The organism is Tessaracoccus yangjingae, assembly GCF_054483935.1.
In genome coordinates, this window is record NZ_CM137014.1 from 175279 (window position 1) to 198716 (window position 23438).

At 67.0% G+C, this 23438-nt stretch carries 22 protein-coding genes; 6 read left to right on the top strand and 16 right to left on the bottom strand.

What is annotated here, in order from left to right:
• The first annotated feature begins 12 nt into the window (after positions 1 to 12).
• Positions 13 to 852, top strand: coding sequence for a DUF4747 family protein (locus ACX1D3_RS00810; RefSeq protein ID WP_458995084.1), 840 nt, complete (start codon positions 13 to 15; stop codon positions 850 to 852).
• A gap of 97 nt (positions 853 to 949) precedes the next feature.
• On the top strand, positions 950 to 1459 hold the full coding sequence (locus ACX1D3_RS00815; protein ID WP_458995085.1) for a hypothetical protein: 510 nt from the start codon (positions 950 to 952) through the stop codon (positions 1457 to 1459).
• Positions 1460 to 1607: 148 nt separating this feature from the next.
• Here ACX1D3_RS00815 and ACX1D3_RS00820 read toward each other — a convergent pair whose 3' ends face one another.
• The 4 genes from ACX1D3_RS00820 to ACX1D3_RS00835 are packed head-to-tail and all read right to left on the bottom strand — an operon-like array spanning position 1608 to position 5994.
• Positions 1608 to 2687, bottom strand: a complete 1080-nt coding sequence (locus tag ACX1D3_RS00820; RefSeq protein ID WP_458995086.1) for a C40 family peptidase — start codon at positions 2685 to 2687, stop codon at positions 1608 to 1610.
• 43 nt (positions 2688 to 2730) lie between these two features.
• Positions 2731 to 4239 (bottom strand): putative type IV secretion/conjugal transfer ATPase, encoded by a 1509-nt coding sequence (locus tag ACX1D3_RS00825; RefSeq protein ID WP_458995087.1) that lies wholly within the window; start codon positions 4237 to 4239, stop codon positions 2731 to 2733.
• Positions 4236 to 5744: an SCO6880 family protein gene (locus ACX1D3_RS00830; RefSeq protein WP_458995088.1), complete on the bottom strand. Its 1509-nt coding sequence runs from the start codon at positions 5742 to 5744 to the stop codon at positions 4236 to 4238. Before ACX1D3_RS00830 ends, ACX1D3_RS00825 begins: the two co-directional genes overlap by 4 nt.
• 16 nt (positions 5745 to 5760) lie before the next feature.
• A complete protein-coding gene (locus ACX1D3_RS00835) occupies positions 5761 to 5994 on the bottom strand; it encodes a hypothetical protein (RefSeq protein ID WP_458995089.1) in 234 nt (77 codons plus the stop codon).
• Between the two features lie 385 nt (positions 5995 to 6379).
• On the opposite strand from ACX1D3_RS00835, the gene hsdR reads away from it, so the two are divergent.
• The 3 genes from hsdR (at position 6380) to ACX1D3_RS00850 (ending at position 11961) form a co-directional block, all read left to right on the top strand.
• A complete protein-coding gene (gene hsdR / locus ACX1D3_RS00840; protein ID WP_458995090.1) occupies positions 6380 to 8749 on the top strand; it encodes an EcoAI/FtnUII family type I restriction enzme subunit R in 2370 nt (789 codons plus the stop codon).
• A gap of 9 nt (positions 8750 to 8758) precedes the next feature.
• Positions 8759 to 10210 carry a type I restriction-modification system subunit M gene (locus tag ACX1D3_RS00845; protein ID WP_458995091.1) on the top strand — a complete coding sequence of 484 codons (1452 nt, stop codon included), beginning with the start codon at positions 8759 to 8761 and terminating at the stop codon, positions 10208 to 10210.
• Positions 10211 to 10281: 71 nt separating this feature from the next.
• On the top strand, positions 10282 to 11961 hold the full coding sequence (locus ACX1D3_RS00850) for a restriction endonuclease subunit S (RefSeq protein WP_458995092.1): 1680 nt from the start codon (positions 10282 to 10284) through the stop codon (positions 11959 to 11961).
• A 337-nt stretch (positions 11962 to 12298) separates the two neighbouring features.
• On the opposite strand, the gene istB is transcribed toward ACX1D3_RS00850, so the two are convergent.
• The 8 genes from istB to ACX1D3_RS00890 all read right to left on the bottom strand — a co-directional run bounded on the left by istB (position 12299) and on the right by ACX1D3_RS00890 (position 18989).
• A complete protein-coding gene (istB, locus tag ACX1D3_RS00855) occupies positions 12299 to 13087 on the bottom strand; it encodes an IS21-like element helper ATPase IstB (protein WP_458995061.1) in 789 nt (262 codons plus the stop codon).
• Positions 13084 to 14295, bottom strand: coding sequence for an IS21 family transposase (istA, locus tag ACX1D3_RS00860; RefSeq protein WP_458995062.1), 1212 nt, complete (start codon positions 14293 to 14295; stop codon positions 13084 to 13086). The genes istB and istA overlap by 4 nt, the downstream gene beginning before the upstream one ends.
• 365 nt (positions 14296 to 14660) lie before the next feature.
• Positions 14661 to 16085, bottom strand: coding sequence for a hypothetical protein (locus tag ACX1D3_RS00865; protein WP_458995093.1), 1425 nt, complete (start codon positions 16083 to 16085; stop codon positions 14661 to 14663).
• 10 nt (positions 16086 to 16095) lie between these two features.
• Positions 16096 to 16914, bottom strand: coding sequence for a hypothetical protein (locus ACX1D3_RS00870; RefSeq protein WP_458995094.1), 819 nt, complete (start codon positions 16912 to 16914; stop codon positions 16096 to 16098).
• A complete protein-coding gene (locus ACX1D3_RS00875; protein ID WP_077348554.1) occupies positions 16914 to 17198 on the bottom strand; it encodes a hypothetical protein in 285 nt (94 codons plus the stop codon). The genes ACX1D3_RS00870 and ACX1D3_RS00875 overlap by 1 nt, the downstream gene beginning before the upstream one ends.
• Complete coding sequence (locus tag ACX1D3_RS00880; protein ID WP_458995095.1) at positions 17195 to 17785, bottom strand: hypothetical protein; 591 nt, start codon at positions 17783 to 17785, stop codon at positions 17195 to 17197. Before ACX1D3_RS00880 ends, ACX1D3_RS00875 begins: the two co-directional genes overlap by 4 nt.
• 161 nt (positions 17786 to 17946) lie before the next feature.
• Entirely contained in the window at positions 17947 to 18144 is a 198-nt protein-coding gene (locus tag ACX1D3_RS00885) for a hypothetical protein (RefSeq protein ID WP_458995096.1), read from the bottom strand.
• 53 nt (positions 18145 to 18197) lie between these two features.
• Positions 18198 to 18989, bottom strand: coding sequence for a hypothetical protein (locus ACX1D3_RS00890; protein WP_458995097.1), 792 nt, complete (start codon positions 18987 to 18989; stop codon positions 18198 to 18200).
• A gap of 276 nt (positions 18990 to 19265) precedes the next feature.
• On the opposite strand from ACX1D3_RS00890, the gene ACX1D3_RS00895 reads away from it, so the two are divergent.
• On the top strand, positions 19266 to 20669 hold the full coding sequence (locus tag ACX1D3_RS00895) for a hypothetical protein (protein ID WP_458995098.1): 1404 nt from the start codon (positions 19266 to 19268) through the stop codon (positions 20667 to 20669).
• Positions 20670 to 20822: 153 nt separating this feature from the next.
• Here ACX1D3_RS00895 and ACX1D3_RS00900 read toward each other — a convergent pair whose 3' ends face one another.
• The 4 genes from ACX1D3_RS00900 to ACX1D3_RS00915 all read right to left on the bottom strand — a co-directional run bounded on the left by ACX1D3_RS00900 (position 20823) and on the right by ACX1D3_RS00915 (position 23380).
• Positions 20823 to 21386 (bottom strand): hypothetical protein, encoded by a 564-nt coding sequence (locus ACX1D3_RS00900; RefSeq protein WP_458995099.1) that lies wholly within the window; start codon positions 21384 to 21386, stop codon positions 20823 to 20825.
• Between the two features lie 355 nt (positions 21387 to 21741).
• Positions 21742 to 22023, bottom strand: coding sequence for a hypothetical protein (locus ACX1D3_RS00905; RefSeq protein ID WP_458995100.1), 282 nt, complete (start codon positions 22021 to 22023; stop codon positions 21742 to 21744).
• Positions 22023 to 23003: a caspase family protein gene (locus ACX1D3_RS00910; protein ID WP_458995101.1), complete on the bottom strand. Its 981-nt coding sequence runs from the start codon at positions 23001 to 23003 to the stop codon at positions 22023 to 22025. The genes ACX1D3_RS00905 and ACX1D3_RS00910 overlap by 1 nt, the downstream gene beginning before the upstream one ends.
• Positions 23004 to 23008: 5 nt before the next feature.
• Entirely contained in the window at positions 23009 to 23380 is a 372-nt protein-coding gene (locus ACX1D3_RS00915; protein ID WP_458995102.1) for a TIR domain-containing protein, read from the bottom strand.
• Positions 23381 to 23438: the final 58 nt, after the last annotated feature.

Sequence of the window (23438 nt, forward strand, 5' to 3'; positions counted from 1 at the left end):
TACTATCGCATCATGCCAGACCAGGTCCTCATGAGCGGGGATAAGCAAGTCAGAATTGCCTATGCTCGCGCCGTGTTTCGAGGACGACGCAGCCTCTTCACCCAAGACAACCAGGAACTGCTCGAAGCATCGATCCGAACCGGAACCGAAACCACGCGCTACGGCAAGCAGTGGCGCCTCGGCCCGGTCTCAACCACTCAGGGTCACGTGCGTGGTCGTCTTGGATTCGAACGAGAGAGACCCAAAGCAACCGAGGTCTGGGATGCGGACAAGCAAGATTTCGTGGCCACCCTGTATCCGACCGGCGCTTCAACCCCGTTTAGCGTGAGGGTGGCGGATATGACGATCGCCTACCAGCTTCAAGGCAGCGATATTGACGAGGGCTCATTCAGATTCGCTCTGGCAAAGCTGATGACACTCGCCTCCGGCGAGATGTGGGCTGTCGAGCCGATCGGCGGGGAGGCGACCTTCGACGGCTGGCGGGCCCGCACCCCGAAGGTCGTAGAAGTCGACGTGACAGTCCAACCGCCGAATCCCAACTACAGCGGCAGGCCAGACGTACAGTCGTTCCTGGAGGGCCCAAACGCCACATTGGCTAACGCACGGTGGGTGGCCGAGGAGGGGCTGGACGTCGAAGACGCTCTCATCCAACAGTTCATCGAACATGCAGACAGGCGCGGATACGGGCACTTGAGCGCAACAGGCGAACGAGACGGTCGAACGGTCAAGTACGTGCGTGGGGTGGAGCCGCGCATCGATACTGTCACCCCCGACGCGCAGACCGGCGACGTGGGCTTGGACATTCTCGACCAGATGCTGGAGCAGGGAGACCTCGATGGGTCATCAACCTGACACCCACCGAAGGCCGGATTGGCTCGCAGCAGATCTCGGACTTGGCCTACTCGCTGGCCTCAGCTTGCTTGTTGTCGACAGGTTTCGCCCAACCGGGTTGGACGACTGGAACGCGGCGCTTCCGTATTTGCTCGCCCTGTTGGGCACCGGTGTTGCGATCCTGGGGGCGGTCCTGGCCGTCATGGCCATAATGACCGCGTTTCTCTCCGCTCAATATCTAGCTCTACTTGAACGTGCCTCTACGGGCATCGTCGGTGCACTGAGGCCATACCGATACGTGGCGGTCCAGGCAACCACCCTGTCGATATTTTCTCTCTTGGCGACGGCGCTGTTCAAGACCCTTCCCCAATCGGCCGCCACCACCATAGTTGCCCTGATCACTGGACTGGCTGTTTGGTCACTTGTGGGGGCATGCCAACTCGTGCAAATCACGATGAACCACATCGCCGATCAGCGAGCATGGACTGGAGCACTGGAAGCCGCCAATAAGCAGGTCGCCGATGAGGTGCGACTCCTCGATAAGCCCCAGAAGGGCCGAGCGCGACCCGCAGAAACGCAAGATGACAACCGCGACCGAAAAGAGTCGAGCGGCCGAGACGACGATTGAGGCGGTTCCCCGAGTCCCAGCCCCCAGCCACAGACTCCATACCGTTGCGTACTTCCCGACACGCTCGCCAGGGGTCTTTGTCGGTATGTCGGCATGCCGAGTTCGGGAACACTAACCCAGATCTGATTGTGGGTTGTAGTGCCGTGAGTCAAGATCCCGCCAGCGAGGTCAACCGGACCACGCGCCAGGCGAGGCGGCTGTAGTACCCGGTGGTCAGGCTGTCGATCGAGACGCCGCTGCCGTCGGCGTTCACCATGCGGCCGTCACCCATGTAGAGGCCGGCGTGGAACACGCGGCCTCCTGGTGTGTAGGAGAAGCCGATCACGTCTCCCGGCCTCATCTGCGCGAAGTCCCTCGGGATCACCTGGCCGCCGGAGTTGTAGGTGATGTCGTGGGCCAGGTGTGGGAGACGGACGCCGATCTGAGCGTAGGCATACAGGACGAGTCCCGAGCAGTCGAACCCGGTGACTACGCGTCCGTCCTGGCCTCCGGGTGAGCAGCAGATCCCAGTTGAGGGTCCGCTGGGGGTGCCGCCGCCCCAGCTGTAGCGGGTGCCGATCCAGCGAAGGGCGGCGTTGACGGCGTCCGTCGCCGGGCCGGTGCCGGTCAACGGCGTGCCTGTGGTGTCCGTGTCGTCGGTGACACACGGATTCTCTGCGACGTCCCCTCCGCTGTAGGCGGCGGCGTAGTAGAGGACGTCGTTGACGTACCAGAGCGCGTGGTTGTAGGCGAACAGCGCCTTCCGGACGCCCTCGGGACCCGACAGCGCACCCGAGGCCACCAAGTAGTTGGCAGCGGAGTGGATGCTGTCCGCATCGTCGGTGATGATCGCCCGTCCGTCGCCGTTGCCATCGACCCCGTAGGCGGCGAAGGTGGCCGGCATGAACTGCATGAGGCCGCGGGCCCCGGCGCTGGAGGTGGCGTTGTTGCGGCCGTGGTTGGTCTCCTCCATCCCTACCCCGGCGAGCAGCGTCCAAGGCAGCCCGTACCGGGTCGCGGCCGCCTCGTAGAGCGCCAGCACGGCGGCGGGGATCTCGGTCGGCGGGTTGTGCAGGCTCGCCTGACGCGGGCTGCCGGGCTGCGGCAGACCGATCGCGGACGCAGGCGCGGTGCAGGTGTTCGCTGCGACCGCCGGTGTGGCGAGCGTGGTGACGAACAACACCAACGCCAGCGGGAGGGTGAGCAATGCGCCAAGGGAGAGTGAGAGGGTCCAGACAATCGCCTTCATCGTGAGCTCGTTTCGGTCATCCCCGGTGAAATTCGACGCCTAGCTAGCGAGCGCCGTCGATGGCCTGGTTGGTGTAGGTGAACGCGGCGGCCGCGGGGTGCAGGACGGTCTGCACCTTGTAGATCTGCTTGCCCACGCACCACAGGGCGCGACCCTTGCGCTGGGTGGCCCAGTCGGCCATCAGGTGTTCGGCGATGGGGCCGAGCTCGAGGAGGTCGGCGAGTTCCCGGGCGACGCTGGGGTCCTGCCCGTGGAGGATCTTCAGGTCAGCCAGGTTCAGCAGTTCCTTGGCGATCGCGGTCGCCGCGGAAGTCGACTCGCCGACGGTGAGCATGTCGCCGGGCTTGTGGCCGACGACGAACTGGATCTCCCCGTCGCGGCGCGAGAACCGCATGTCGGCGTCCAGGCTCTTGACGGCTTCGAGGCCAAGGCGCATCTGCTTCCACATCTCGTCGCGGATGTTGATCCGCAGGTCGCCGGGGGCCTTGATCTCGCGCATAGCGCGCCCCCAGGAGGACAGGCAGGTCAGGGCGATGCCCATGGCCTCGTCGCCGAGGGGTTCGAGGCGGGACAAGGAGAACGACTGGATCGGTGCCGTCCAGTCCACGGCGATGGTGGTCGGGGCGTCAAACAGGCCGGCCAGCGCCCCGGTGACCAGCTGCCCGAGGGCGTCGCGCAGTAGGCGGGTCTCGTCGAGGAACTGCCGGGTGGAGGCGTACCGGCATTCGGTGACGAGCTGGTCGGTGGGGTTGGCGAGCAGCTGCCACAGGGCGGGGATGGTGGTGACGTGCAGGGTGTGGTGACCGTCGACGTAGCCGGTCAGTTGGGCGAGGGCGGCTTCGACGACGCGGGCGTCGGTGGGTCCGAACGGGACGCGTTGTTCGCCGACGAACTGGGAGCCGACCAGCCCGCGGATCAGTGTGAGCCAGCGTCGGAAGATGATGCCGGCCCGGCGTTGGGCTTCAACGCGGTCGAGGGTGTCCCAGCTGTCGCCGAGGGGGCCGAAGTCGAGGGGGTTGATGCGGGCGCTCATGCCGGGGCCGACGGCGAAGGGGTGGACGCCCAACGCGCGGCACAGCGGTTCGTACTCGTCTTTGGGGTCGCCGAGGACGAACACCTTGTAGCCGAAGTCCATCATCAAGGTGGCGAAGTTCTTGGTGTTGGTGGACTTGCCGCCGCCGGGTTTGCCGAAGGTGATGACGTTGGGGTTGGTGACCGGGACGGTGTCGTCGAGGACCCAGCCGAGCGGGTCGGCGTAGAAGCTGCCCCCGGAGAGTTCGTCGATGCCGATCTGCGCGCCGGTGGGCGGCAGGGGCGGGTTCGCGATGAACGGCCACCAGGCCGCAGCCTGGTCGCTGGTCATGCGGTACTGGACGACCGGTGTCTGGGCGGGGTTCCAGCCGCGGCCGGGGCGCCGCCGTCCGTGGCGCGGCGAGGGGTGGAACAGGTAGGGCTCCTTGCCGGGACGTTCGGGTTCGGGTTTGGTGGGCAGGTCGTGGCCGAAGTCGGCGAGCAGTTGGGCGGTGGATCGCCCGCGGGGCGGTGTCCTCATTCGTCGGCCTTTCGGGTGAGCCCGAGTCCGAGGGGCAGGGTGGCGGCGGCGAAGCCGGAGTCCTGGGCGAGGTCGAGGCGCAGGGGGGCGAAGCCGGCGCGGCGGATGGACGCGTCGAGGCGGCGTCCGAACTCGGCGACGCGCATGGTCTTGGCGACGGTGACGCACGCGACGGCGTAGGGGCGGGTGAGGGCGTGGCCGGAGGCGAGTTTGGCGTCGAGGCGGTGGGCCCTAGTGACGTTGGCGCGGTCGCGGGAGCGTTGCCTGATCTGGAGGCGGCCGCGGAGTCCTTCGCCCATGTCGGCGGCCCATTCGCCGGAGGCTGTCTGCCGGTCGGCGCGGCTGAACGGGAGGATCGGGAACACGACGGTGTAGCTGCGCCGCTCCCCCGGCTCGCTGGGGGTGAGGACCGGGGCGAGGGCGCCGAGGCAGGCGCCCCGGTCGGGGAGCTTGATGGTGGAGCTGATCGAGTTCCAGGCGTCGTGGGAGTAGTGCCGCATCGTGGTGTCGGCGCCGGAGGGGCCGGCCATCGCCCACGGCACTTCGGTGCACACCGACGGGTCGCTCTGGTGGGCGGCGATGGCGTCGATGATCCCGGCGCGGTCGGCGGGGGCGAAGCCGGTGCGGACCGCGAGCGCGAGTTGGGGCGAGGTGAGCCAGGCGACGTCGGTCATGCCCATGCCTCCGCGCAGCATGGCGGAGATCTCGTCGGCCAGCGCGTACAGCACGCGGGTGCGGCCTTCGAAGCCGCCGCCGAACTCGCGGGCCTGCTTGGTGATCCGGGTTTCGGGAACCACGAAGCTCACGAAGGCTTCGGTGCGGATGGCGGCCCGGGTCAAGGCAGTGGCGAGTTCGTCGTTCATCCGGCGGGCGAGTTCGGGGCCTTCGGGACGCCGATGGGTTGCGATCCACTGCTGGCGTTCGGCGCCGTCGTCGGGGACGGTGCGGACCAGGAACACGACGTCGCTGATCAGGGACGCCCGGGCGGCCACGTCGAGGAGTTCGGTGAGGCCGCGTCCGTACTGGTCGCGGCGGTCGCCCTCGGCCATGCCGACGCCGGGGTGGCGGATCGCGGCGGTTATCGCCCAGGTGCGCAGGCCGTGGTCCTGGATGATCGCGTACCGGGTCTGCGCCGGGCCCTTGGGGGCTCCATCGTGGACCTCGATGCCGGTCATCACGCCGGGGAGGTCGGCGTTCTCGAGGGCTTCGGCCTTCCCTGTGGCGGCCTTGCTGCGCCACGACGTCCAGCCGAACGACTTGCCGATGGTGAAGCTGAGGCTGGCGAGTAGCCACCCGGTGGCCGATCGGCCACGGACGGGAACAACGACCAGCACCGTGACCACGGCTGCGATCGCGGCGAGCTGGGCCGCGAGCAACCAGCGTTGCTGGTTGGCAGCCACGAAAACGGGGATGACCGCGAGGGTCAGGGCCGCCAGCCGGGGGCCGGTCAATCCGAAGAAGAAGCCGACCCGATCCGGGCCGTAGTCGTCGTACACCGCAGCCATGATGAGAACCGGCCGCTCAGAAGGTCAGCGCGGCACCGGGCGGTGTCGCGAACGGCAGCGGGATGTCTGCCGCGGCGGGGCTGCCGGCGGCGTCGAAGGCTAGGGTCTGCTCGAGTTCGGCCACGCGGGCGGCCTCCGCCTGCTGCGCGCGGGCGCGACGCGCCTCCATCACACGCCCGTCCTCGTCTAGGAGCGGTGGCTGCGTGTCGGGCACTTCCACGTCCGGGTAGGGGTAGGTCCAGTCATCCATGCGGGGCCTCCTGTCGGGTGCAGTGGCAGAGGCCACTCGCACGCATAACGGAGCTAGGTGCTGCCTCGTGGACAGTCCCGAGGCGGGTGGTGCTGTCTGTGCGCGCGACGTCTCGTGTCCCACGCCACCAGCAGAGAGGCGTGCACACACTGGGGTCTACCCGCCATGGACGACCAGCGCTTTTCGGCGACCACGGTTCCGTCCTGCGCGGGCCAGCGGTCGGGTGTTCGCGACCGGAGTGGTCGCCAGAAGTTGGCTTCGCCAACACAGTCAGCAGCAGTAGATGGAATGCCCCCTTGCACCGGCTGACTTTGGCCGCCCACCCAGCGCCAGAGAAACCGCTTAGAACAACCGATACGCTGTCGCAGAGGAGGCGCTGGGGGCCGTGAGCGAGATAAACAAGAAGGCGTTGAAGGAGACCGAGGTCCGCACTCGGTACATCACGCCCGCCATCGTGCGTGCCGGCTGGGACCCGGACAAGAACCAGGTCCGCGAGGAGTACACGATCGCCCCAGGCCGGATCATGGTGCGTGGCAGGCTGCATTCCCGCCTGGCACCGAAGTCCGCAGACTACGTCCTCTTCCTGAAGCCCGGCCTCCCGCTCGCGGTCGTCGAGGCAAAGGACAACAACCACAGCGTCGGCGCGGGTATGCAGCAGGCGCAGGGCTACGCCGACCGGCTCGACGTCCCGTTCATCTTCAGCTCGAACGGCGACGGTTTCCTTTTCCACGACCGCACAGTCACGACCGGCGCGATCGAACGCGAGCTGACCCTCAGTGAGTTTCCCTCGCCGAACGAGCTGCATCAGAAGTGGCTTGCGTGGAAGGGATTGGCTCCGGGAACCGCCGAGACCAAGGTCGTCGAGCAGGACTACTACTTCCAGGGCAAGGAGCTGCGCTATTACCAGCTCCAGGCCGTGAACCGCACCGTCGAGGCCGTCGCGCGCGGCCAGAACCGCGCACTCCTCGTGATGGCGACGGGCACCGGCAAGACCTTCACCGCGTTCCAGATCATCTGGCGACTGTGGAAGTCCCACCGGGCCAAGCGGGTGCTGTTCCTTGCCGACCGGAACATCTTGGTCGATCAGACGCGGGTAAACGACTTCAAGCCGTTCGGCACCGCGATGACGAAGATCACGAACCGCACCGCCGATCCGTCGTTCGAGATCTTCCTCGCGATCTACCAGGCGATCACTGGCACCGAGGACGAGCAGAATATCTACAGGCAATTCTCGCCCGATTTCTTCGACCTGATCGTGGTCGACGAGTGTCACCGCGGCAGCGCCCGCGAGGACGCGCAGTGGCGCGAGGTCCTGGAGTACTTCACGGACGCCGTGCAGGTAGGTCTCACCGCGACGCCGAAGGAGACGGCCGACACGTCGAACATCACCTACTTCGGCGAGCCGGTGTTTACCTATTCGCTCAAGCAGGGCATCGACGACGGCTACCTCGCCCCCTACAAAGTCGTCCGCGTCGACCTCGACAAGGACCTCCAGGGCTGGCGGCCTGAAGAGGGCAAGGTCGACAAACACGGCGAGCTGATCGAGGATCGCATCTACAACCAGCGGGACTTCGACCGAAACCTCGTGCTGGAGAAGCGCACCGAGCTGGTCGCGAAGAAGGTGACGCGGTACCTCAAGGAGTCAGGCGACCGGTTCGCGAAGACGATCGTGTTCTGCCAGGACATCGACCACGCCGAGCGGATGCGGTCGGCCCTCGCGAACGAGAACGCCGACGTGGTGGCGCAGAACCGCAAGTACGTCATGCGGATCACCGGTGACGACGCCGAGGGCAAGGCCGAACTGGACAACTTCATCGACCCCGAGTCCCGCTACCCGGTCATCGCGACGACGAGCGAACTCATGTCGACCGGGATCGATGCCCAGACCTGCAAGCTCATCGTGCTCGACCAATCGATCAGCTCGATGACCAGGTTCAAGCAGATCATCGGGCGCGGCACTCGTATCAACGAGGAGCACGGCAAGTTCTTCTTCACGATCATGGACTTCCGGAAGGTGACTGAGTTGTTCGCCGACCCGGACTTCGACGGTGATCCAGTCGTCGTCTACACCCCGGGTTCCGACGAGCCGCTCGAGCCGCCGGAGGCCCTCGATCCGTCCGATTCCGAGGACTCCGATGCGCCACTGGTCGTCGATCCGCCGTTGGATCCGGACGACCCACGCGGTCGGCGGGTCAAGTACGTCGTCGGCGACATACCGGTCACACTCCTCGCTGAGCGGGTGCAGTACATGGGGCCAGATGGGAAGCTCATCACCGAGAGCCTCACGGACTACACACGCAAGCGCGTGCGGGATGCCTATCCGACGCTAGACACCTTCCTCACCCGGTGGAAGGGGGGCGACAGCAAGCAGGCCATCGTCGCCGAGCTTCAGGAGCAGGGCGTGTTCTTCGAGGCCCTCGCCGAGGAGGTCGGCCGCGACCACAGCCCCTTCGACCTCGTCTGCCACGTGGCGTTCGACCAGCCTGCCCTGACCCGCCGGCAACGAGCGGACAACGTGGCAGCCACCGGGTACTGGGCGAAGTACTCATCCAAAGCCCAGGCGACGCTGAAGGCGCTGCTGAACAAGTACGCTGACGAGGGCTTCGAGCCCGACCGCGACGCGAGCGTTCTGCGCATCCACCCGTTCATCGACATCGGCACACCGATGGAGATCGTGGTCGAGTTCGGGGGCAAGGCAGGTTTCGATTCGGCCGTCGATGAACTGGAGCAGCACCTCTACCCGACGGCCTCGTAAGGAGTTCGTGTGAGCACGATTAGTGCCGTCGTGAAGTCGATCCAAGACATCATGCGGCAGGACGCCGGCGTGGACGGCGATGCGCAGCGCATCGGCCAGCTCGCCTGGATGTTCTTCCTCAAGATCTTCGACGACCGCGAGGCCGAGGCCGAGCTACTTGACTCCGCTTACCGCTCACCCATCCCACACGACCTCCGCTGGCGAACCTGGGCGGCGCCTAAGGAGGGCATCACCGGCGACGCACTGCTCGGCTTCGTCAACAACGAACTCTTCCCCGCACTCAAGCAGTTCTCCGAGACCTCCACGACGGGCCGCGCCAGCGTTATCGGCAACGTCTTCCAGGACGCCTTCAACTACATGAAGAACGGCACCCTGATCCGCCAGGTCGTGAACAAGATCAACGAGATCGACTTCAACCGCTCCGAGGATCGCCACCTCTTCGGCAACATCTACGAGCAAATCCTGAAAGACCTTCAAGGCGCCGGGAACAGCGGCGAATACTACACCCCGCGCGCGGTGACCCAGTTCATGATCGACATCGTCGCGCCGCAACTCGGCGAGACCGTTCTTGACCCCGCCTGTGGCACCGGCGGGTTCCTCACCGGCGCGATCGAGCACGTCCGCACGAACCACGTGAAGACCCCCGAGGACGAGGTAATGCTCCAGTCCTCGATCCGTGGCGTCGAGAAGAAGCAGCTCCCGCATCTGCTGTGCACAACGAACATGCTGCTGCACGGCATCGACGTGCCGACGAACATCGCCCACGACAACACGCTGGCCCGGCCTCTGCGCGACTACGGCAGGAAGGACCGCGTAGATGTCATACTCACTAACCCGCCGTTCGGCGGCGTCGAGGAACCAGGCATCGAGAACAACTTCCCCCAGGCATACCGCACCCGCGAGACCGCCGACCTATTCCTCGTGCTGATCGAGCACTTGCTCAAGACCGGGGGGCGGGCTGCGGTCGTGCTCCCCGACGGCACACTCTTCGGCGAGGGGGTCAAGGCGCGCATCAAGGAGAAACTGCTCACCGACTGCAACCTGCACACCGTCGTGAGGCTGCCGAAGGGCGTCTTCAACCCCTACACCAGCATTGCCACGAACCTGCTGTTCTTTACCAAGGGCGAGCCGACAAACGATATCTGGTACTACGAGCACCAGTACCCGGCGGGCTACAAGAATTACTCGAAGACCAAGCCGATCCGCATCGAGGAGTTCGCGGCCGAGAAAGCATGGTGGGACGAGCGCATCGAGTCCGAGGTAGCCTGGAAGGTGTCCGTCGAGGACATCCGAGCGAACAACTGGAACCTCGACGTCGCCAACCCGAGCAAGGTCGACGCGCAGCACCGCGACCCAGAGGAGCTGCTGAGGGAGTACCAGGCGCTCCTCGAATCCATCGAGGCCACCCGCGCTGGTCTCCGTGACGCCCTCGTCGTCGCGATCGAGGACGCCCTGCAGTGAAACGCGAGACGTTCCTCGAGTCGTTCGGCCACCTCGCCGACGCCCCAGGCGGGATCGAAAGACTCCGCGACATGATCCTCGATCTCGCCATGCGGGGGAGGCTGACTGAGCGGCAGGCTGCGGACGAGCCAGCTACCGCGCTGCTTAACCGCGCTCGCGAGGCGAAGGCCGCACTCATCGCCGACGGACAAATCCGTAAGTCGAAGGCCTACGGGCCTGTCGGTCCTGGTGACGAGCCCTATCCGCTTCCTCCGGGCTGGGCCTGGTGCCGCACCGTTGACCTGATCCACACCGTCAACGGGCGAGCCTTCAAGCCGACCGATTGGTCGAGTTCCGGGCTGCCAATCATCAGAATCCAGAACCTCAACAGTGTTGCGGCCCCTTACAACCACTTCAGCGGATCGGTGGATGAGAAACACCTCGTCGAGCCGGGGGACCTCCTCATCAGTTGGTCCGGCACCCCTGGCACTTCCTTCGGCGCCTTCGTCTGGAGCGGGCCCACAGGGGTGCTTAACCAGCACATCTTCAAGTGCAGCCTTTTCGAGGACTACCGGGATTTCATCTGCCTCGCGATCAATAGCCGCCTTGAAGTCCTCATCGACGACGCCCACGGTGGGGTCGGACTCCAGCACTTCACGAAAGATAAGCTGGAGCGCCTTCCGTTGGCCATCCCGCCTTTGCAGGAACAGCAGCGGATCGTCCAGCGTGTCGGTGAGCTGATTGATCTCTGCGATGAGCTGGAGCAGCAGCAGGCGGCGCGGGCCACGGCGCGCTCGGCTCTCACAGCGTCATCGCTCAACAGGTTCGCCGAGGTGGACACGGCGGCCGGCGTGCGCCGCGCGGTCCGTTCGTTCGCGGAAAACATCGGTCTGCACCTCGCCACTGGAGAAGGCGACCTCGCTGCCCTCAACCGCGTCCGTCAGGCCATCCTCGACCTCGCCATCCGCGGTCGCCTCACGCGCCAGGACACTAACGATGAGCCCGCCTCCCAGTTGGTTGCGCGAGTGAAGGCGAGCCGAGGGGCACTCCCGCGACGTGGGCGACAGCGGTTCGCCCCCTCGCCCATTCCGGGGAATGTGGATGCGCCGTTCAGCCTTCCAGGTACGTGGCAATGGAACCGCTTGGGCGAGATCTGCGAGAGCCGCCTCGGGAAGATGCTCGATGACCGCAAGAACACCGGCGTGCCCCGCCCGTATCTCCGCAACATGAACGTCCAGTGGGGCCGGTTCAACCTCGGCGACATCAAGGAGATCAGGCTGGAGGACGACGAGCTTGAGGAGTATTCGCTGCGCGATGGTGACCTTCTCGTCGTCGAGGGCGGCGAACCAGCCCGATGCGCCATCTGGGACAACTCGCTGGCCGATGGCGTGATGGTCTTTCAGAAAGCGCTCCATCGGGTTCGACCAGGAGAGGGAGTCTCGGCCCGCTACATCGCGCTCGTCTTGAGGAATGGAGTCAACTCGGGTCGGATCACCGAGCTGTTCACGGGATCAACGATCAAGCACCTCACGGGAGAGAAGTTGAAGGGCTTTCTCGTTCCACTTCCTCCAACGGCCGAGCAGCACAGAATCGTCGACCGCGTCACTGAGCTGTTCGCGCTATGCGACGATCTCGAAGGTCAGCTTGCCGCAGCAAGCACCCTTCGCGGCGATGTCGCCGCGTCGGTGGTAGCTCATGCCGCCAGCCCTGCGCCGACTGACAACGACGACGACGTGCCGCTCGTCGCAGAAGTCGGAACGCCTACTCGGTGAGTCTCGCAGCGATGGCCACCATCGAATCCTGGGTCGTATCCGTTCCGCGAACCTCAGCAGCGGACTGACCTTCCGGCGGTCGTGGTCGGTGGCTTGTGCACGACTGGGATGAGGAGATCACGCGCGAGCAGTTCGGACAGCTCCTTGTTGGAGACGCCGGGGCGTCGCCCCGCTTCAGACACGTTGGTGCGACAGCAGGGTTCCCCGTGCGTGACTTCGCGAGACCTCGATCGATCTCGCGCAGGAATGGCTCGCCAAGCACGATCCCGTTGTCGACGACGGTCGAAAACGAGGCCGATGCGACGCTCGAAAATGGGGCCACTGTTTCGTCGTGGGGTCAGTCTGCCTGATCTTGGGTCTTGATGCTGGGCAGGCTGTCGATCCCGCGTCCTCGGAGGCGGTAGCTGGCGCCCTTCAACGTGAGGACGTCGGCGTGGTGGACGATGCGGTCGATCATCGCGGCGGCGACGGCTTGGTCGCCGAACACGCCTCCCCAGCCGCTGAACGGCAGGTTCGAGGTCAGGACCAGGGAGGCGTGTTCGTATCGGCTGGAGACGAGTTGGAAGAACAGGTTCGCGGCGTCTTGTTCAAACGGTAGGTAGCCGACCTCATCGATGATGATCAGGCCGTAGCGGCGTAGGCGGCCGAGTTCCTGGGGAAGGCGGCCTTGGCGGTGAGCATCGGTGAGGCGGGTGACCCAGTCGGTGGCGGTAGCGAACAGCACTCGGTGTCCGTGGCGGGCGGCGACGATACCCAGAGCGATCGCGAGATGGGTCTTCCCTGTGCCGGGCGGGCCGAGCAGCACGATGTTGCGGGCCTCGGTGAGGAACGCGCCGGAGGCCAGGGCGGCGACCTGTGGCCGGACTGCCGGTTGCGCGTCCCAGTCGAAGTCCTCGAGGGTCTTGCGGGCGGTGAACGCCGCGGCGCGGATCCGTAGCTCGGCGCCGGAGGCGTTGCGGGCCGATACCTCGCGTTCCAGGACCGCGGCCAGGTAGTACTCGAACGACCAGCCGGCGTCTCTTGCCTGGTCTGCCAGGCGGGCGGCCGACTCGCTGATCCTGGGGGCCTTCAACGCGGAGCCGAGGTAGTGGATCTGTTTGAGGGTTTCGCTCGTCCTGCCGGTCATGACGCGACACCTCCAGTGAGCCCGAACGCCCGGTCGTAGTCAGCGAGATCTCGGCTGAGATCCTGATCGGTGGGTGGTGCTGCGGGTTGCTGGAACTGTTGGCGCAGCTGCCTGGCCCGCTCCAGGTGAGCGGGATCGGTGAGCGTGGCGGCCCGAGCCCAGACGCGGGCGTGGTCGGCGACGATCCTGTCGTCCAGCATCACCTGGACCCGGTCCAAGTCCGCGGTCACGTCCACGAACCGGCCGATGGCCGTCGGGTCGACGGAGTAGTCATTCGAATCGAGGCGAATGTAGTAGTCACGTCCCAGCCGGACGCGTTCCCGCCAGCCCAGCGTGACCGGGACCGGCGGTAACGGGAGCATCGCGGCCCGATCGGCGTCGATCAGGTCGTCCGGGCGGGCTTTGAGCGCCCGAACGGTTCTGCTGTTCGCCCGGGGCAGCCAGTCGGCCAGTTGCGCGTTGAAGTCCCGCGCCGAGACGAACCGGCGCCCCGGCATGAACGAGGTCTCCAGGAACCCGTTACTACGCTCGACGATGCCCTTCGACTCGGGATCGTAGGGCTTCAACTGAACCACCCTCGTCGCCAGGGTCCCGGCGAACGCGGTCACCTGCTGGGTCAACCGGCCCCGCTGCCCGATCCCCGGCTCGTTGTCCCAGATCAGCCGCCGAGGCACCCGCCCCAACCGCGCGATGAGGTCCCACGAGCCGAGCAGCAGGTCCTCGGTCCGGCGCGACGGGAGCATCCGGGCGGTGATGAACCGCGAATGAGCCGCGACCATCACCAACACCGGCAGCAGCGCCCTGGTCCCGTCCTCGAGCGGGATCTTCTGCGGCGGGAACCACAGATCACACTGCGCGGCATCCCCCGGCGCCCACGACAGCCGATCAGCAGGATCGACCCGATGATGCTCAGGCCGCAGCCGGCGCACGTTGTCACGAAACCAGGTGATCGACCCCTCCCAGCCGACCCGCTCCGCGATCACCGTCGCCGGCATGTCCGGGCACTGCGCCAACAGCTGCCGAACCCTGCCCTCGAACGGCGCGAACGCAGTCGGCTGCGCCGCCCGCTGATACTTCGGCGGCCCCGACGACGCGACCGCCCTGTCCACCGTCGCCCGACCGATCCCCAGCTCCCGCGCCACCTGACGCCGCGGGACCCCCTCGGCCACCAGCCGCCGGATCAACGCCCAATCCTCCACTGAGATCACCCAACCAATCTGTCCGGGTGGCCTCGTTTTCGCCCGTCGTTACGGCATCAAATTCGGGCGTCGTCGACACCCGTCTCGCTGACCCCGACAGACACGGCCTGGGCCACCGGAGCTCGTGCAGTTCGGTCGCAACCCCGCCGCCGGTCGGCCCACGCGTGGCAGAGGAAGACGTCGCACAGAGCCAGCTCCTGTCGCGCCGCAGCTCAACCGTTGTTCGGCGACCTGGGAGTCAGCGCTCGCATCCCGGCTGGCGTGTGGCTCACGTTCGAGTCCCTCGCGCACCAGCGGGGTCCCTGCCGCTGCTTGAGCCGCCATCGGGATGCGTTACTCCACATGTGGCAGGAGCTTCGCCTGTCAGCGCCCGATTACAGTGCCGCCACCTGTGCGACCTCTGCCACTTCGGAGGTGCTGGCAGCACCCCTCGCCGTAGTTCCCCCTTGCGCTGCGGTGGGTGCCGGTGTCCCTGTGGGCGGCATCGGCCCCGGTCCAGCCCCCCACCCGCCCGTCCCGGCGTCCGGGGGTGGGCCTCCCCACCCGCCGCCGTCGTAGCCGTTGGCCACGGTGGGGTCGTCCGGGTTGGCCGGATCGTCGGTGGCACCGTCATATCCCGACTGACCGCTGCCGGCCCGGACGCCGCGGCGTGAGTAGTCGGGCGGGAAGTTGTTGTGTCCGACTCCCATCTGGTTGGTCTGATCGGCGCCCATGGCGGCGGCTGTCCCGCCCACAGCGGCCATGACGCCGATGCCGGTCGAGAGCGCCTGACCGACCGGGCCCATGCCCGCCGCGAATCGGCCGATCGTGGTCGCCGCGGCTCCGTCCTCGCCCGCGGTGCGGCCGGCCTCGTCGGTCGTAGTGGCAGCACTGCTGCCGGTCTGGCGTCCGGCGAGCACGCCGCCGATGCCGCCGGCGGCGGCGATCCCCGCTCGCAGGGCCGACCCAGACGTGCTGCCAGGGTCGGTGAACGCGAAGAGCTTGTAGAGCGCCAGCGGCGAGAACGATGACACGCAGATGAGCACGACGCCGACGAACGCCGTCCCGATTGACTTGAGGACGTCGTCCTCACCGCCGACCGCCACCTCGGTGGTGATCCTCACCCCGATGCCGAGCGCGAGCACCATCAGCGGCGGGGTGAGTGCGGCGGCGTGGAACCATCGGCACGACTTCCAGAACCAGCCGCGTCCGAAGTCGGTGACCAGCCCGGCCGCCGCGATCGGTGTGACCGCTGCTAACACGAGCAGGGAGGCGGCCCGAGCCACCATGACCAACGTGTGGCCGATCGCCGCGAGCCACAGCAGCATCCCCATGATGCCGAGGATGACGGCGACGGTGCCGTTGGTGATGTCGCTGGCGGTGAACGGTTCCCAGGGTTCCCACTCGGCCCAGCGGGTGACGTTGAGCAGTGACTGCATGAGGGCTTTGGTGAGGCCGCTGCAGGCGGCGACCAGGGTGACGCCGTACCCCACCCACGCGAACCACACGAAACCGAACTGGGCGGCGCCGACCAGGAGCCGGCCGATGCTGTGCCCGTCACGCTTCCCGAGGGCGACGCCGACCTGGACGAGCATGAGGATCCCGACCAGCGCGAGGGCGATCCAGAAGGTGGTCGCGTACAGCTCCCCTACCGGTCCGTCTTCGCCAAGACTCGGGGTGAGGATCGCGTCCTCCAACTCGAGAACCGCCCTGAGCACCCACAGGCCGGCGTTCCACAGCGCGAGCATGGCCGCGGTCAGGCTGTCGGTCACCACGTTGGCGATGGCCGAGCCGAGCAGGCCGAACGGATCGATGGGCATGGAAGCTCCTTCAGTTGGAGGCGACCGGCAGCCAGCCGGCCTCGACAGAGGCGTCCGAACCGGGCCAGGTCGACGGGGCCGGGACGGGTGGCGCGCCAGGGCCGATCAGCCATCGGTCGCCGGCCCACTGCAGCCGCTCGCAGGTGCCGTAACCCATGCGGGCCTCCGCCTTCAGCGCGGCGCGCACGTCGAGCAGCACGCACGCGACCACCCAGTCAGGGCCGTCGGTCCCCTTGATCTGGATGGCCGCGGGAGCGACGCTGACCAAGGTTCCGGGGTCCAACTGGTTTGAGGACTGCCGGGCGTGGCTCAGGAACGACTGCACGTTGCGGGTCTGCGACCAGTCCGCGGCGCCAACACCGCCGGGCATCGCCCAGTCGCGGTACACCTCGGTGGCCAACGGGAGCGACATCGCGGACAGCACGCGCACCTCGATGGCCACCAACTGGGCGGCCGCGCCCTCGGGGGTGTGCGGGAAGCCCGACGGCACACCGCTGACGCCGACGGTCGTGGCGGCGGGCAGCCTGATCGCGGGAGGCAGGGCGATCGCCACCCCCGGCGTGAGGCCGGCGTCCTGGGCCACCGTCGCCATCGGCGCTGCAGCAATGAGGTCCCGCCGCTGGGCAGGGTCGGCGTCCGGGTGAGCGCTGCTTTGGACGCCGCCGGGCGCGGTTCCCGCCGAGATGCCGGAGACCAAGGTGTAGCCCAGGCCGTACAGCAGGACACCGCCCACCAGCAGCAGCCCCGCGAGGACGCCCAGCAGCTGAGTGCGCGAGAGCGGGACGACCTCGGCTGAGCTCGTCGGGCGGGGTGGGCGACGCCGGAACATCAGCCGACGCAGCCGTCGCCGAGGATGCCGTTGAGCATCCCGTAGCCGCCCATCAGCACCACGGCGAGCACCAGGACGCCGGCGAGGCCGATGATGCCGCCCTTCGAGAGGTGCGGGGAGTGCGTGGCACGTCCGACGAGGATCGCCCCGACGGACACCAGGGCCGCGATGCCGAACAGCCACAGCACCGACCACAGGACCATTCCCGAGATCTGGTCGGTGTAGGCGGCGACGCCCGTGGGCGCCACCGGGCAGATCTTCAGCGGGACGATCAGCGGGTTCATGTCGGTTCCTTTCGGAGGAGGGCGAGGACGTTCTGGGCCGCCTTAAGGAGCGGGGCGGGCAACGGGTCGGGAGTCAGGCCGGTGATCTGCAGACGTGGGTCGAGCGGGAAGTCGGCCAGGCGCACGCGCGCGGGGATCCCTGCTGCGGCGACCTTGACCGGACGCGGCCACCGCTTGACCGCGGGCCCCACGACCACCCCGAACGCGTCGCGGCCAATTAGCTCGGCGCACGACTCCAGGCGACGGACCCCGGGCACGGTGGCGTTCGTGACGAGGACGACGTCGTCGAGTGTGCGCAGCACTGACCCCAGCCACCCGGCGCCCGCGCCTGACGCGGTCGTCCAGCTGGTGTCCACGAAGGTCCACTCGACCGCTGAATCGGTCGGAACCGGCACGATGGCGTCGCTGGCGATGGGGCGCTCCAGGAGGACGTCGCCACGACTGCCGCGGCGCCACGGGCCCTCGGTCCCCAGTTCGGCATTGGCTGCGGCAGAGAAGCCGGACGCCAACGGAGGGCAGCACTCCACCACCCGCGCCGACGCTCCGGTCGCGGTGGCCAGCGCGAGCGCCACAGTTGACGCACCCACTCCGCCGGCGCAGCCCACGACGGCGACCACCCGCTCACTTGGCGCCGGCGTCCAGACAGTCGCAGTTCCCGGTGCCGCGGGTGTGGACCGGGGCCCGTGGGCGAACTCGCCCGCCTCGATCGCGCGCCACGCCTCTCGAAGCTCTGCCACGCTGTGCCCGGTCACGACGGGTCACCGCCCCGAGGCCTCCGATCCAGCAGTCCGGACAAGATCATGGCCGGGGGCACCTTGGCCAGTTCACGTCTGGCCTGCTGCACGTCCCGGAGCCTGCGCAGACAACCGTCCAGGTCGTCCAGGGTCTCCGGCTCCGTGGCCGCGATCTTCAACAGGGCGGCCACCTCGGCCGGGGTGCTGGTCATCTCGGCATCACCTCCGCCATCCCTAACGGGCCGCGCCCCTCATCGGTGGACAGTCAGCAGAGGGCGTTCAGATACTCGCCGGCGGCTTCGCTGAGGGCCGCCACGCAGCGAGCAGTGCGACGCCGCACGGTCCGGGCGCACACGCCCCACTCCTGGGCCACGACGGCGCTCAGCTGGCGGCTCGACAGGCCGGCAACTCCGCCCTCGCGGGCATGACCATCGGCCTGGAGGGTCTTCGCGGCCTCGATCAGACTGACCAGCAGTTCCCGGTCCTCGTCGGTGATGACGTCCTCGGCGCACGCCCAGGCGAGCAGCTCGGCCAACTCGGCTGCCGCGTCGTCGTCCTCGACGAGCCGATCGTCGGCCGGGTCAACGGGGCCCAGCGAGACCATCGACAGCCGGTGCGGCATGTGGTGCGTGGGCGCCCCGCAATCCAATAGCACCCCTTCACGCAGCTGACCGGCGACCTTCGCGGCCACCCAGTGCGGACGCCGCCAGGGTAGCCCGCGGACCTCGACCCACAGCTGGGCGGCCAACACCTCGTCGACCCGATCGCTGGCCAGTCCCAACCGGCGGCGTACGCGCAGGGCCGTCGGCAGCAGGAGCCACGCGAGCACCAGCGCTGCCTCCCGGTCGTCGGCGCCATCGAACGCCGCCAACCGGGCCAGGCCGAGCAGGACGCCGTTGGCGACCGCGGGTTCGGCCGCTCGCCTCCAGGCGTCCAGCCGACGAGGGTCGTCGACGACCCCCAGCCGGGGCTCGAAGGCGACCCAGTCCGCCCAGTGATCCTTGACGACGGACTCCATCCGCTCGTCCTGCAAGCCCAACATCTCGGTGATGTTCATTGCCGTGGTCCTTCCGCGTGGGTATGCGGGAAGATCACCAATCCGACGTTGTTCCTTTCGTAGTCCACAGGGCTTCGCGGCATCGAACCGCGACCCACGACGCGGCCAACACCGACCAAAGCGACTAGTCGGCCCGTGTTTCCCCGCGTAGCCCCTGACACACCCGGCCTGAGGCTGGAGATGCGCCAGCGCGTGAAGAGCGGTCTGGCCTTTCACAGAGAAGCAACGACGCGGACCGCGGCCGGCCACGTGCGGAAGGTTCGCGATAATCAGAGGGTGAAGAACGTGATCGGGCCCGACGGCGTGCGGTATCCGGTCACGCCAGACGTCGAGCGGTTCCTGCGCTCGATGGACCGTGATGCGCTGCAGTCGCTGGTACTCGAGATGGCGGGGTACAGCCCCGAGGCCATGCGATCGCTGCAGCTGCGCGCCACACCCGAGGACGAACCGACCGCCTCCGAACTCCTGACGGCCGTCGACGCAGCGCTGGCCGGAGTCGACCTCGACTACCACGACCCCTTCTACGAAGACGTCGACGACGGCGTCCAAGGAGTCGAGGAGTCCGTCGACGAACTGGAGCGGCACCTCGACGGCGGCGCCCACCCCGTGGTGCTACGAGTGCTCCAGCACCTACTCACCCGGCTCGGCGACCTGGCCCGGGACGCCGACAACGCGGACGCCCTGCTCGAGGTGGCCGAACGAGCGTCGGCACTGTTCGGCCGCGCGGCCGAAGGGCACCCCGACCCGGTCACCCTGGCCCGCTGGGTGGTCGACTTCCGGGTCGAGTACGGCGGCTGGCCGTCGCTCACGTTGGACGCCGTGGCCCATGCGTTCGACGAGCCCGCCTGGGACGCCTACCGCGCGAGCGTCGCGACGTTGGGCGGCGGTGGACCGGGTGCCGACCCCTATCGCAGCGAGATCGACCGCATGCTGCTGGAACTGGCCGACCACGACGGCGACGTCGACCAGGCGGTCGCCCTGCTGTCCGGAGGTGACCGCCCGTACTACCGGGAGATCTTCCGCCGGCTGCGTGACGCCGGACGGCCGGCTGACGTCCTCGCGTGGCTGGACCGAGCCGTCACCAAGGGCTGCGTGGACGTCGCTTGGCGGGCGGGGCCCACCATCGTGCCCGTCGAGGACGCCGTCGACGTCTACCTGGACGGTGGGCGTCCGGACGCCGCCCTCTCGATCGCGCGGACCCTGTTCGACCGCGACCTCAGCGTGGACGCCTTCCGGTTGCTGAGCCAGGTGGGGGGGCGGTGCGGGCGCCAAGACGAACAACGCACGTGGGCGTTCGAGCAGGCCACGCAGCAGGCACACAGCAGCGGCGGCGCCCACCTCGTCCGGCTCCACCTCGCCGAAAAGAACGTCACGCGCGCGTGGGAGGCGGCGGACGCCCTCGGCGCGGGCCACGCGTGGCGCGAACTCGTGGACGCCTCGGAAGACGACTTCCCGCTCCGGGCGGGCCGCCTGTGCCTGGCTCAGGTACTGGAGTCCCTCACCACACCCGACTCCAAGCGGTACCCGGCCATCGTCGACCTCCTCGTGCGGGCACGCGCCCTCCATGACACGGCAGGCCACCGAGCCGAGGTGGACGCCGAGATCGTCCGCTTGCGCGAGGTCTACCGCCGCCGCCCCGCCCTGATGTCGGCCGTGAACCGGGCCGGGCTGTCCTCCTGAGACCCCGAAGGTCGGTCACCTCGGGATCACGCGCCTGGATCCGCGAGCCAGAGCTCAGGATCGGGTCGGGCCCGTTGCAGTGTCGTTTGTCGTTGCCAGCCTGCCGCCTGAGCTCGCCTGCTGTTCAGGACGAGAGATTCGCAGGTGTCGGGTTCACAGAGGACGCTGACCCGTTCCGTCTTCACGCACCTCAGCCTTGAGGGGCCTGGCCAATTGCCACCCTGCCGGCTCTTCGCGTAGGACCTCGGCCACGGTTTCTTCCGACCCGGCGCCATCTCGCCGGTAGACGGTGATCTTGTCACCGACCTGGATGTTCTTGGCCCGGATGACCCATTCGGAGTTGAGTTGGCGCCACGTAGCGCGCGGAGGCATCGGGGAATACTTGCCCGGGTCTCGCCGACCTGACTTGCCCGGAACTGGAACTGGAAGCAGAGTTACGTCCTCGTACCATGACTGGCTTCCAGGGCGCCCAGTCACAGCTTCCCAGAGGGCGTTGACCGTCAGCTTGTCTTCGTCCACGCCCTCTGTGAGACCCGGTCCGACCAACCCAACCCAACCGTTTCCCGCCTTCACTACGGTGAAGCCGGCTGGAATGGCGTGCGCCTCGACCCAGTCCTTCCCACAGGTGCAGTGGCGGTGATAGCGGACCCACTTTGACTGCAGGGCCTCGTAGACGAGGCGGTCACCATAGCGACCGCCTCTGGTGAAACCAGACATGGACACAGTATCGACGCCCACGCCCGCACTGAGGTCGTTTGGCCCTGGATTGGCCAACAGTCCGCGGCGCTCTTCAGTGTGCTCGCCAGCGCAGGCGGCGCACGGCGCCCTCTCGCCAATGCAAACATCGACACTCTCAAGCGGCTGCCCCTAGTTCGGGCGCCAGGCCGAACCCAGTCGCTGTCGACGCCGAGATCGCTGAGACTGTGGACTTGCCAGACCGGGGCCTCCGCGATACTTGGTCGTACCAATGAGCGCGGCACGAGAGCAGTCCCTCTGTGCGTATCGGAGAGGTCCATGGAGAAGCCCAGCCAGCCGCAATCACAATCAAGTGGCGTTCGCCGCTCGAAGGAGCTTAGTCCATCAATGCTTCGATGACTACTGGCAGGTACTCGAGCACCTGTTGACGATCACTCTCCCTCTCGTTCTCGGAAAGGCCGAAGAAGGGTGTCTCGATTTGCCGCTCCCACCTAGCTACGAGTTCTGGGGGAATAATGAGTGAACCGTCCTCACGTCGTTGGCACTGAGCGTGGACGTACCTTTGCCAGTGAGACCACCGATCGTGCTCGATCGAGGCGAGCCGGTCGATGACCTCGCTACTCTCGAGGATCTTACGGATTCTGTCGTGCTCGGTCATCAGATGAGTTCTTGGTCGACGAGTCCCCAGTAGTGCTGGCCGAGCACTGTGAGCTCGCAGGCCTTGGAGTTCATCGCGGCGTGCCACATGTGCTTCTCCCCAACGGGTCTGACGAGATTGACCTTGGCAAGGTCTTGCAGGACGGCGAAGTCGGCGGTCCTCAGGGGATCTGGCTCCGGAGTGCCCGGCGGTTCGGTTCCACTGCGCTCGGGCTCATAGGAGGGATCCAGCGGGAGTTCCACCGCTGGATCCTCGAAGAGCCTGGTCAGCTTCTGTAGGTCCGCCAGTGCGATCGGCGCTTCGGCCTTTCGCAGCGAGACGAAGCGCTCGACATTAGTCTTGAAGACCGGCCGCTGAGCCCAAGGCCCGAGGGACTGGTCGACGTGGGCGTACACACTGCCGGGCGTGACATCGCCGACCAGGTTCGCTGCGGCGCCACTCAGGGCGTCCACCAGCAGGTTGGTGTACACCCCGGAGCCGTTCGATTCCATCGAGTACTGCTTCGCCGTGGAGGCGGTGAGGATCGTGACGCCGTCCTTGATCTCAGCGAACGCGGGCGCGATGGGATTGCTGCCGGCGCCCCCGCTGTGGCAGCAGTCGAGAATGATGATCTTGTTCTCCGCCGGCGACTGGCTGGCGAACGTCATCACCTCGGCCAGGGCGAGTCCGTCGTGACCGTCGACGCAGTCACTGGCACACAAGAACCCGCCGGCGCTGTCAATGTAGCCGTGGCCCGAGAAGTAGAGCAGCGCGATGTCGACCTTGTCCCGGAAGAGCTCTTGGACAGCTTCGCGCAACTCCGCTCGGGTCACGGCCGTGTCTGGGCAGGTCGCAACCATCAGCTTGGGCTGAGTGAAGTTGGTCGTCCCGTCGGCGTGCCGATCGAGCACGCTCTTGACGCTATAGGCGTCGTTGGCTGCTCCGTGCAGCGACTGGATCGAACGGTAGTAGTCGATCCCTACGATGAGTGCTTTTCGCATGACGCTCAGAGCGAGTCGATGAAGTTCGCGACGTTGGAATCCGTCCAGGCTACGGTGTGCACACCGGGTAGCTCGGTGCGGTCACCGGAGTAGATCCAGATGCCCCGGATCCTCTTATTTTCCTCCTTCGCGCACTGGATCTCCCACTTCTGACCCGAGGACGTCAGCGAATTCTTGCTGACCAGCACGATTACACCGTCGGACCGACGAATACGAGTGCGAACCTTGATCTTCCAATCCGTGTCGTAGGGCTCCTTGACGGACATGTCGATGAACTCGTACGGATGGCGTGGGTGGAGCGACTGCCCCTTGAACAAGTCACGCATTCTCTCATCCTCGATCGCGAACGCAACGAAGACGACCTTCTTGTCGGCCATGATTCATCCCCTACCTGTAATCGTGTGAGTGCCGCCCTGGCCTCGGAATCGAGCGTAT

Excerpts from the sequence above, each read along its gene's own strand:
- ACX1D3_RS00810 (WP_458995084.1), top strand. The coding sequence starts at position 13 with ATGCCAGACCAGGTCCTCATGAGCGGGGATAAGCAAGTCAGAATTGCC.
- ACX1D3_RS00820 (WP_458995086.1), bottom strand. The coding sequence starts at position 2,687 with ATGAAGGCGATTGTCTGGACCCTCTCACTCTCCCTTGGCGCATTGCTC.
- ACX1D3_RS00825 (WP_458995087.1), bottom strand. The coding sequence starts at position 4,239 with ATGAGGACACCGCCCCGCGGGCGATCCACCGCCCAACTGCTCGCCGAC.
- ACX1D3_RS00830 (WP_458995088.1), bottom strand. The coding sequence starts at position 5,744 with ATGGCTGCGGTGTACGACGACTACGGCCCGGATCGGGTCGGCTTCTTC.
- ACX1D3_RS00835 (WP_458995089.1), bottom strand. The coding sequence starts at position 5,994 with ATGGATGACTGGACCTACCCCTACCCGGACGTGGAAGTGCCCGACACG.
- ACX1D3_RS00850 (WP_458995092.1), top strand. The coding sequence starts at position 10,282 with ATGATCCTCGATCTCGCCATGCGGGGGAGGCTGACTGAGCGGCAGGCT.
- istB (WP_458995061.1), bottom strand. The coding sequence starts at position 13,087 with ATGACCGGCAGGACGAGCGAAACCCTCAAACAGATCCACTACCTCGGC.
- ACX1D3_RS00865 (WP_458995093.1), bottom strand. The coding sequence starts at position 16,085 with ATGCCCATCGATCCGTTCGGCCTGCTCGGCTCGGCCATCGCCAACGTG.
- ACX1D3_RS00870 (WP_458995094.1), bottom strand. The coding sequence starts at position 16,914 with ATGTTCCGGCGTCGCCCACCCCGCCCGACGAGCTCAGCCGAGGTCGTC.
- ACX1D3_RS00875 (WP_077348554.1), bottom strand. The coding sequence starts at position 17,198 with ATGAACCCGCTGATCGTCCCGCTGAAGATCTGCCCGGTGGCGCCCACG.
- ACX1D3_RS00885 (WP_458995096.1), bottom strand. The coding sequence starts at position 18,144 with ATGACCAGCACCCCGGCCGAGGTGGCCGCCCTGTTGAAGATCGCGGCC.
- ACX1D3_RS00890 (WP_458995097.1), bottom strand. The coding sequence starts at position 18,989 with ATGAACATCACCGAGATGTTGGGCTTGCAGGACGAGCGGATGGAGTCC.
- ACX1D3_RS00900 (WP_458995099.1), bottom strand. The coding sequence starts at position 21,386 with ATGTCTGGTTTCACCAGAGGCGGTCGCTATGGTGACCGCCTCGTCTAC.
- ACX1D3_RS00905 (WP_458995100.1), bottom strand. The coding sequence starts at position 22,023 with ATGACCGAGCACGACAGAATCCGTAAGATCCTCGAGAGTAGCGAGGTC.
- ACX1D3_RS00910 (WP_458995101.1), bottom strand. The coding sequence starts at position 23,003 with ATGCGAAAAGCACTCATCGTAGGGATCGACTACTACCGTTCGATCCAG.
- ACX1D3_RS00915 (WP_458995102.1), bottom strand. The coding sequence starts at position 23,380 with ATGGCCGACAAGAAGGTCGTCTTCGTTGCGTTCGCGATCGAGGATGAG.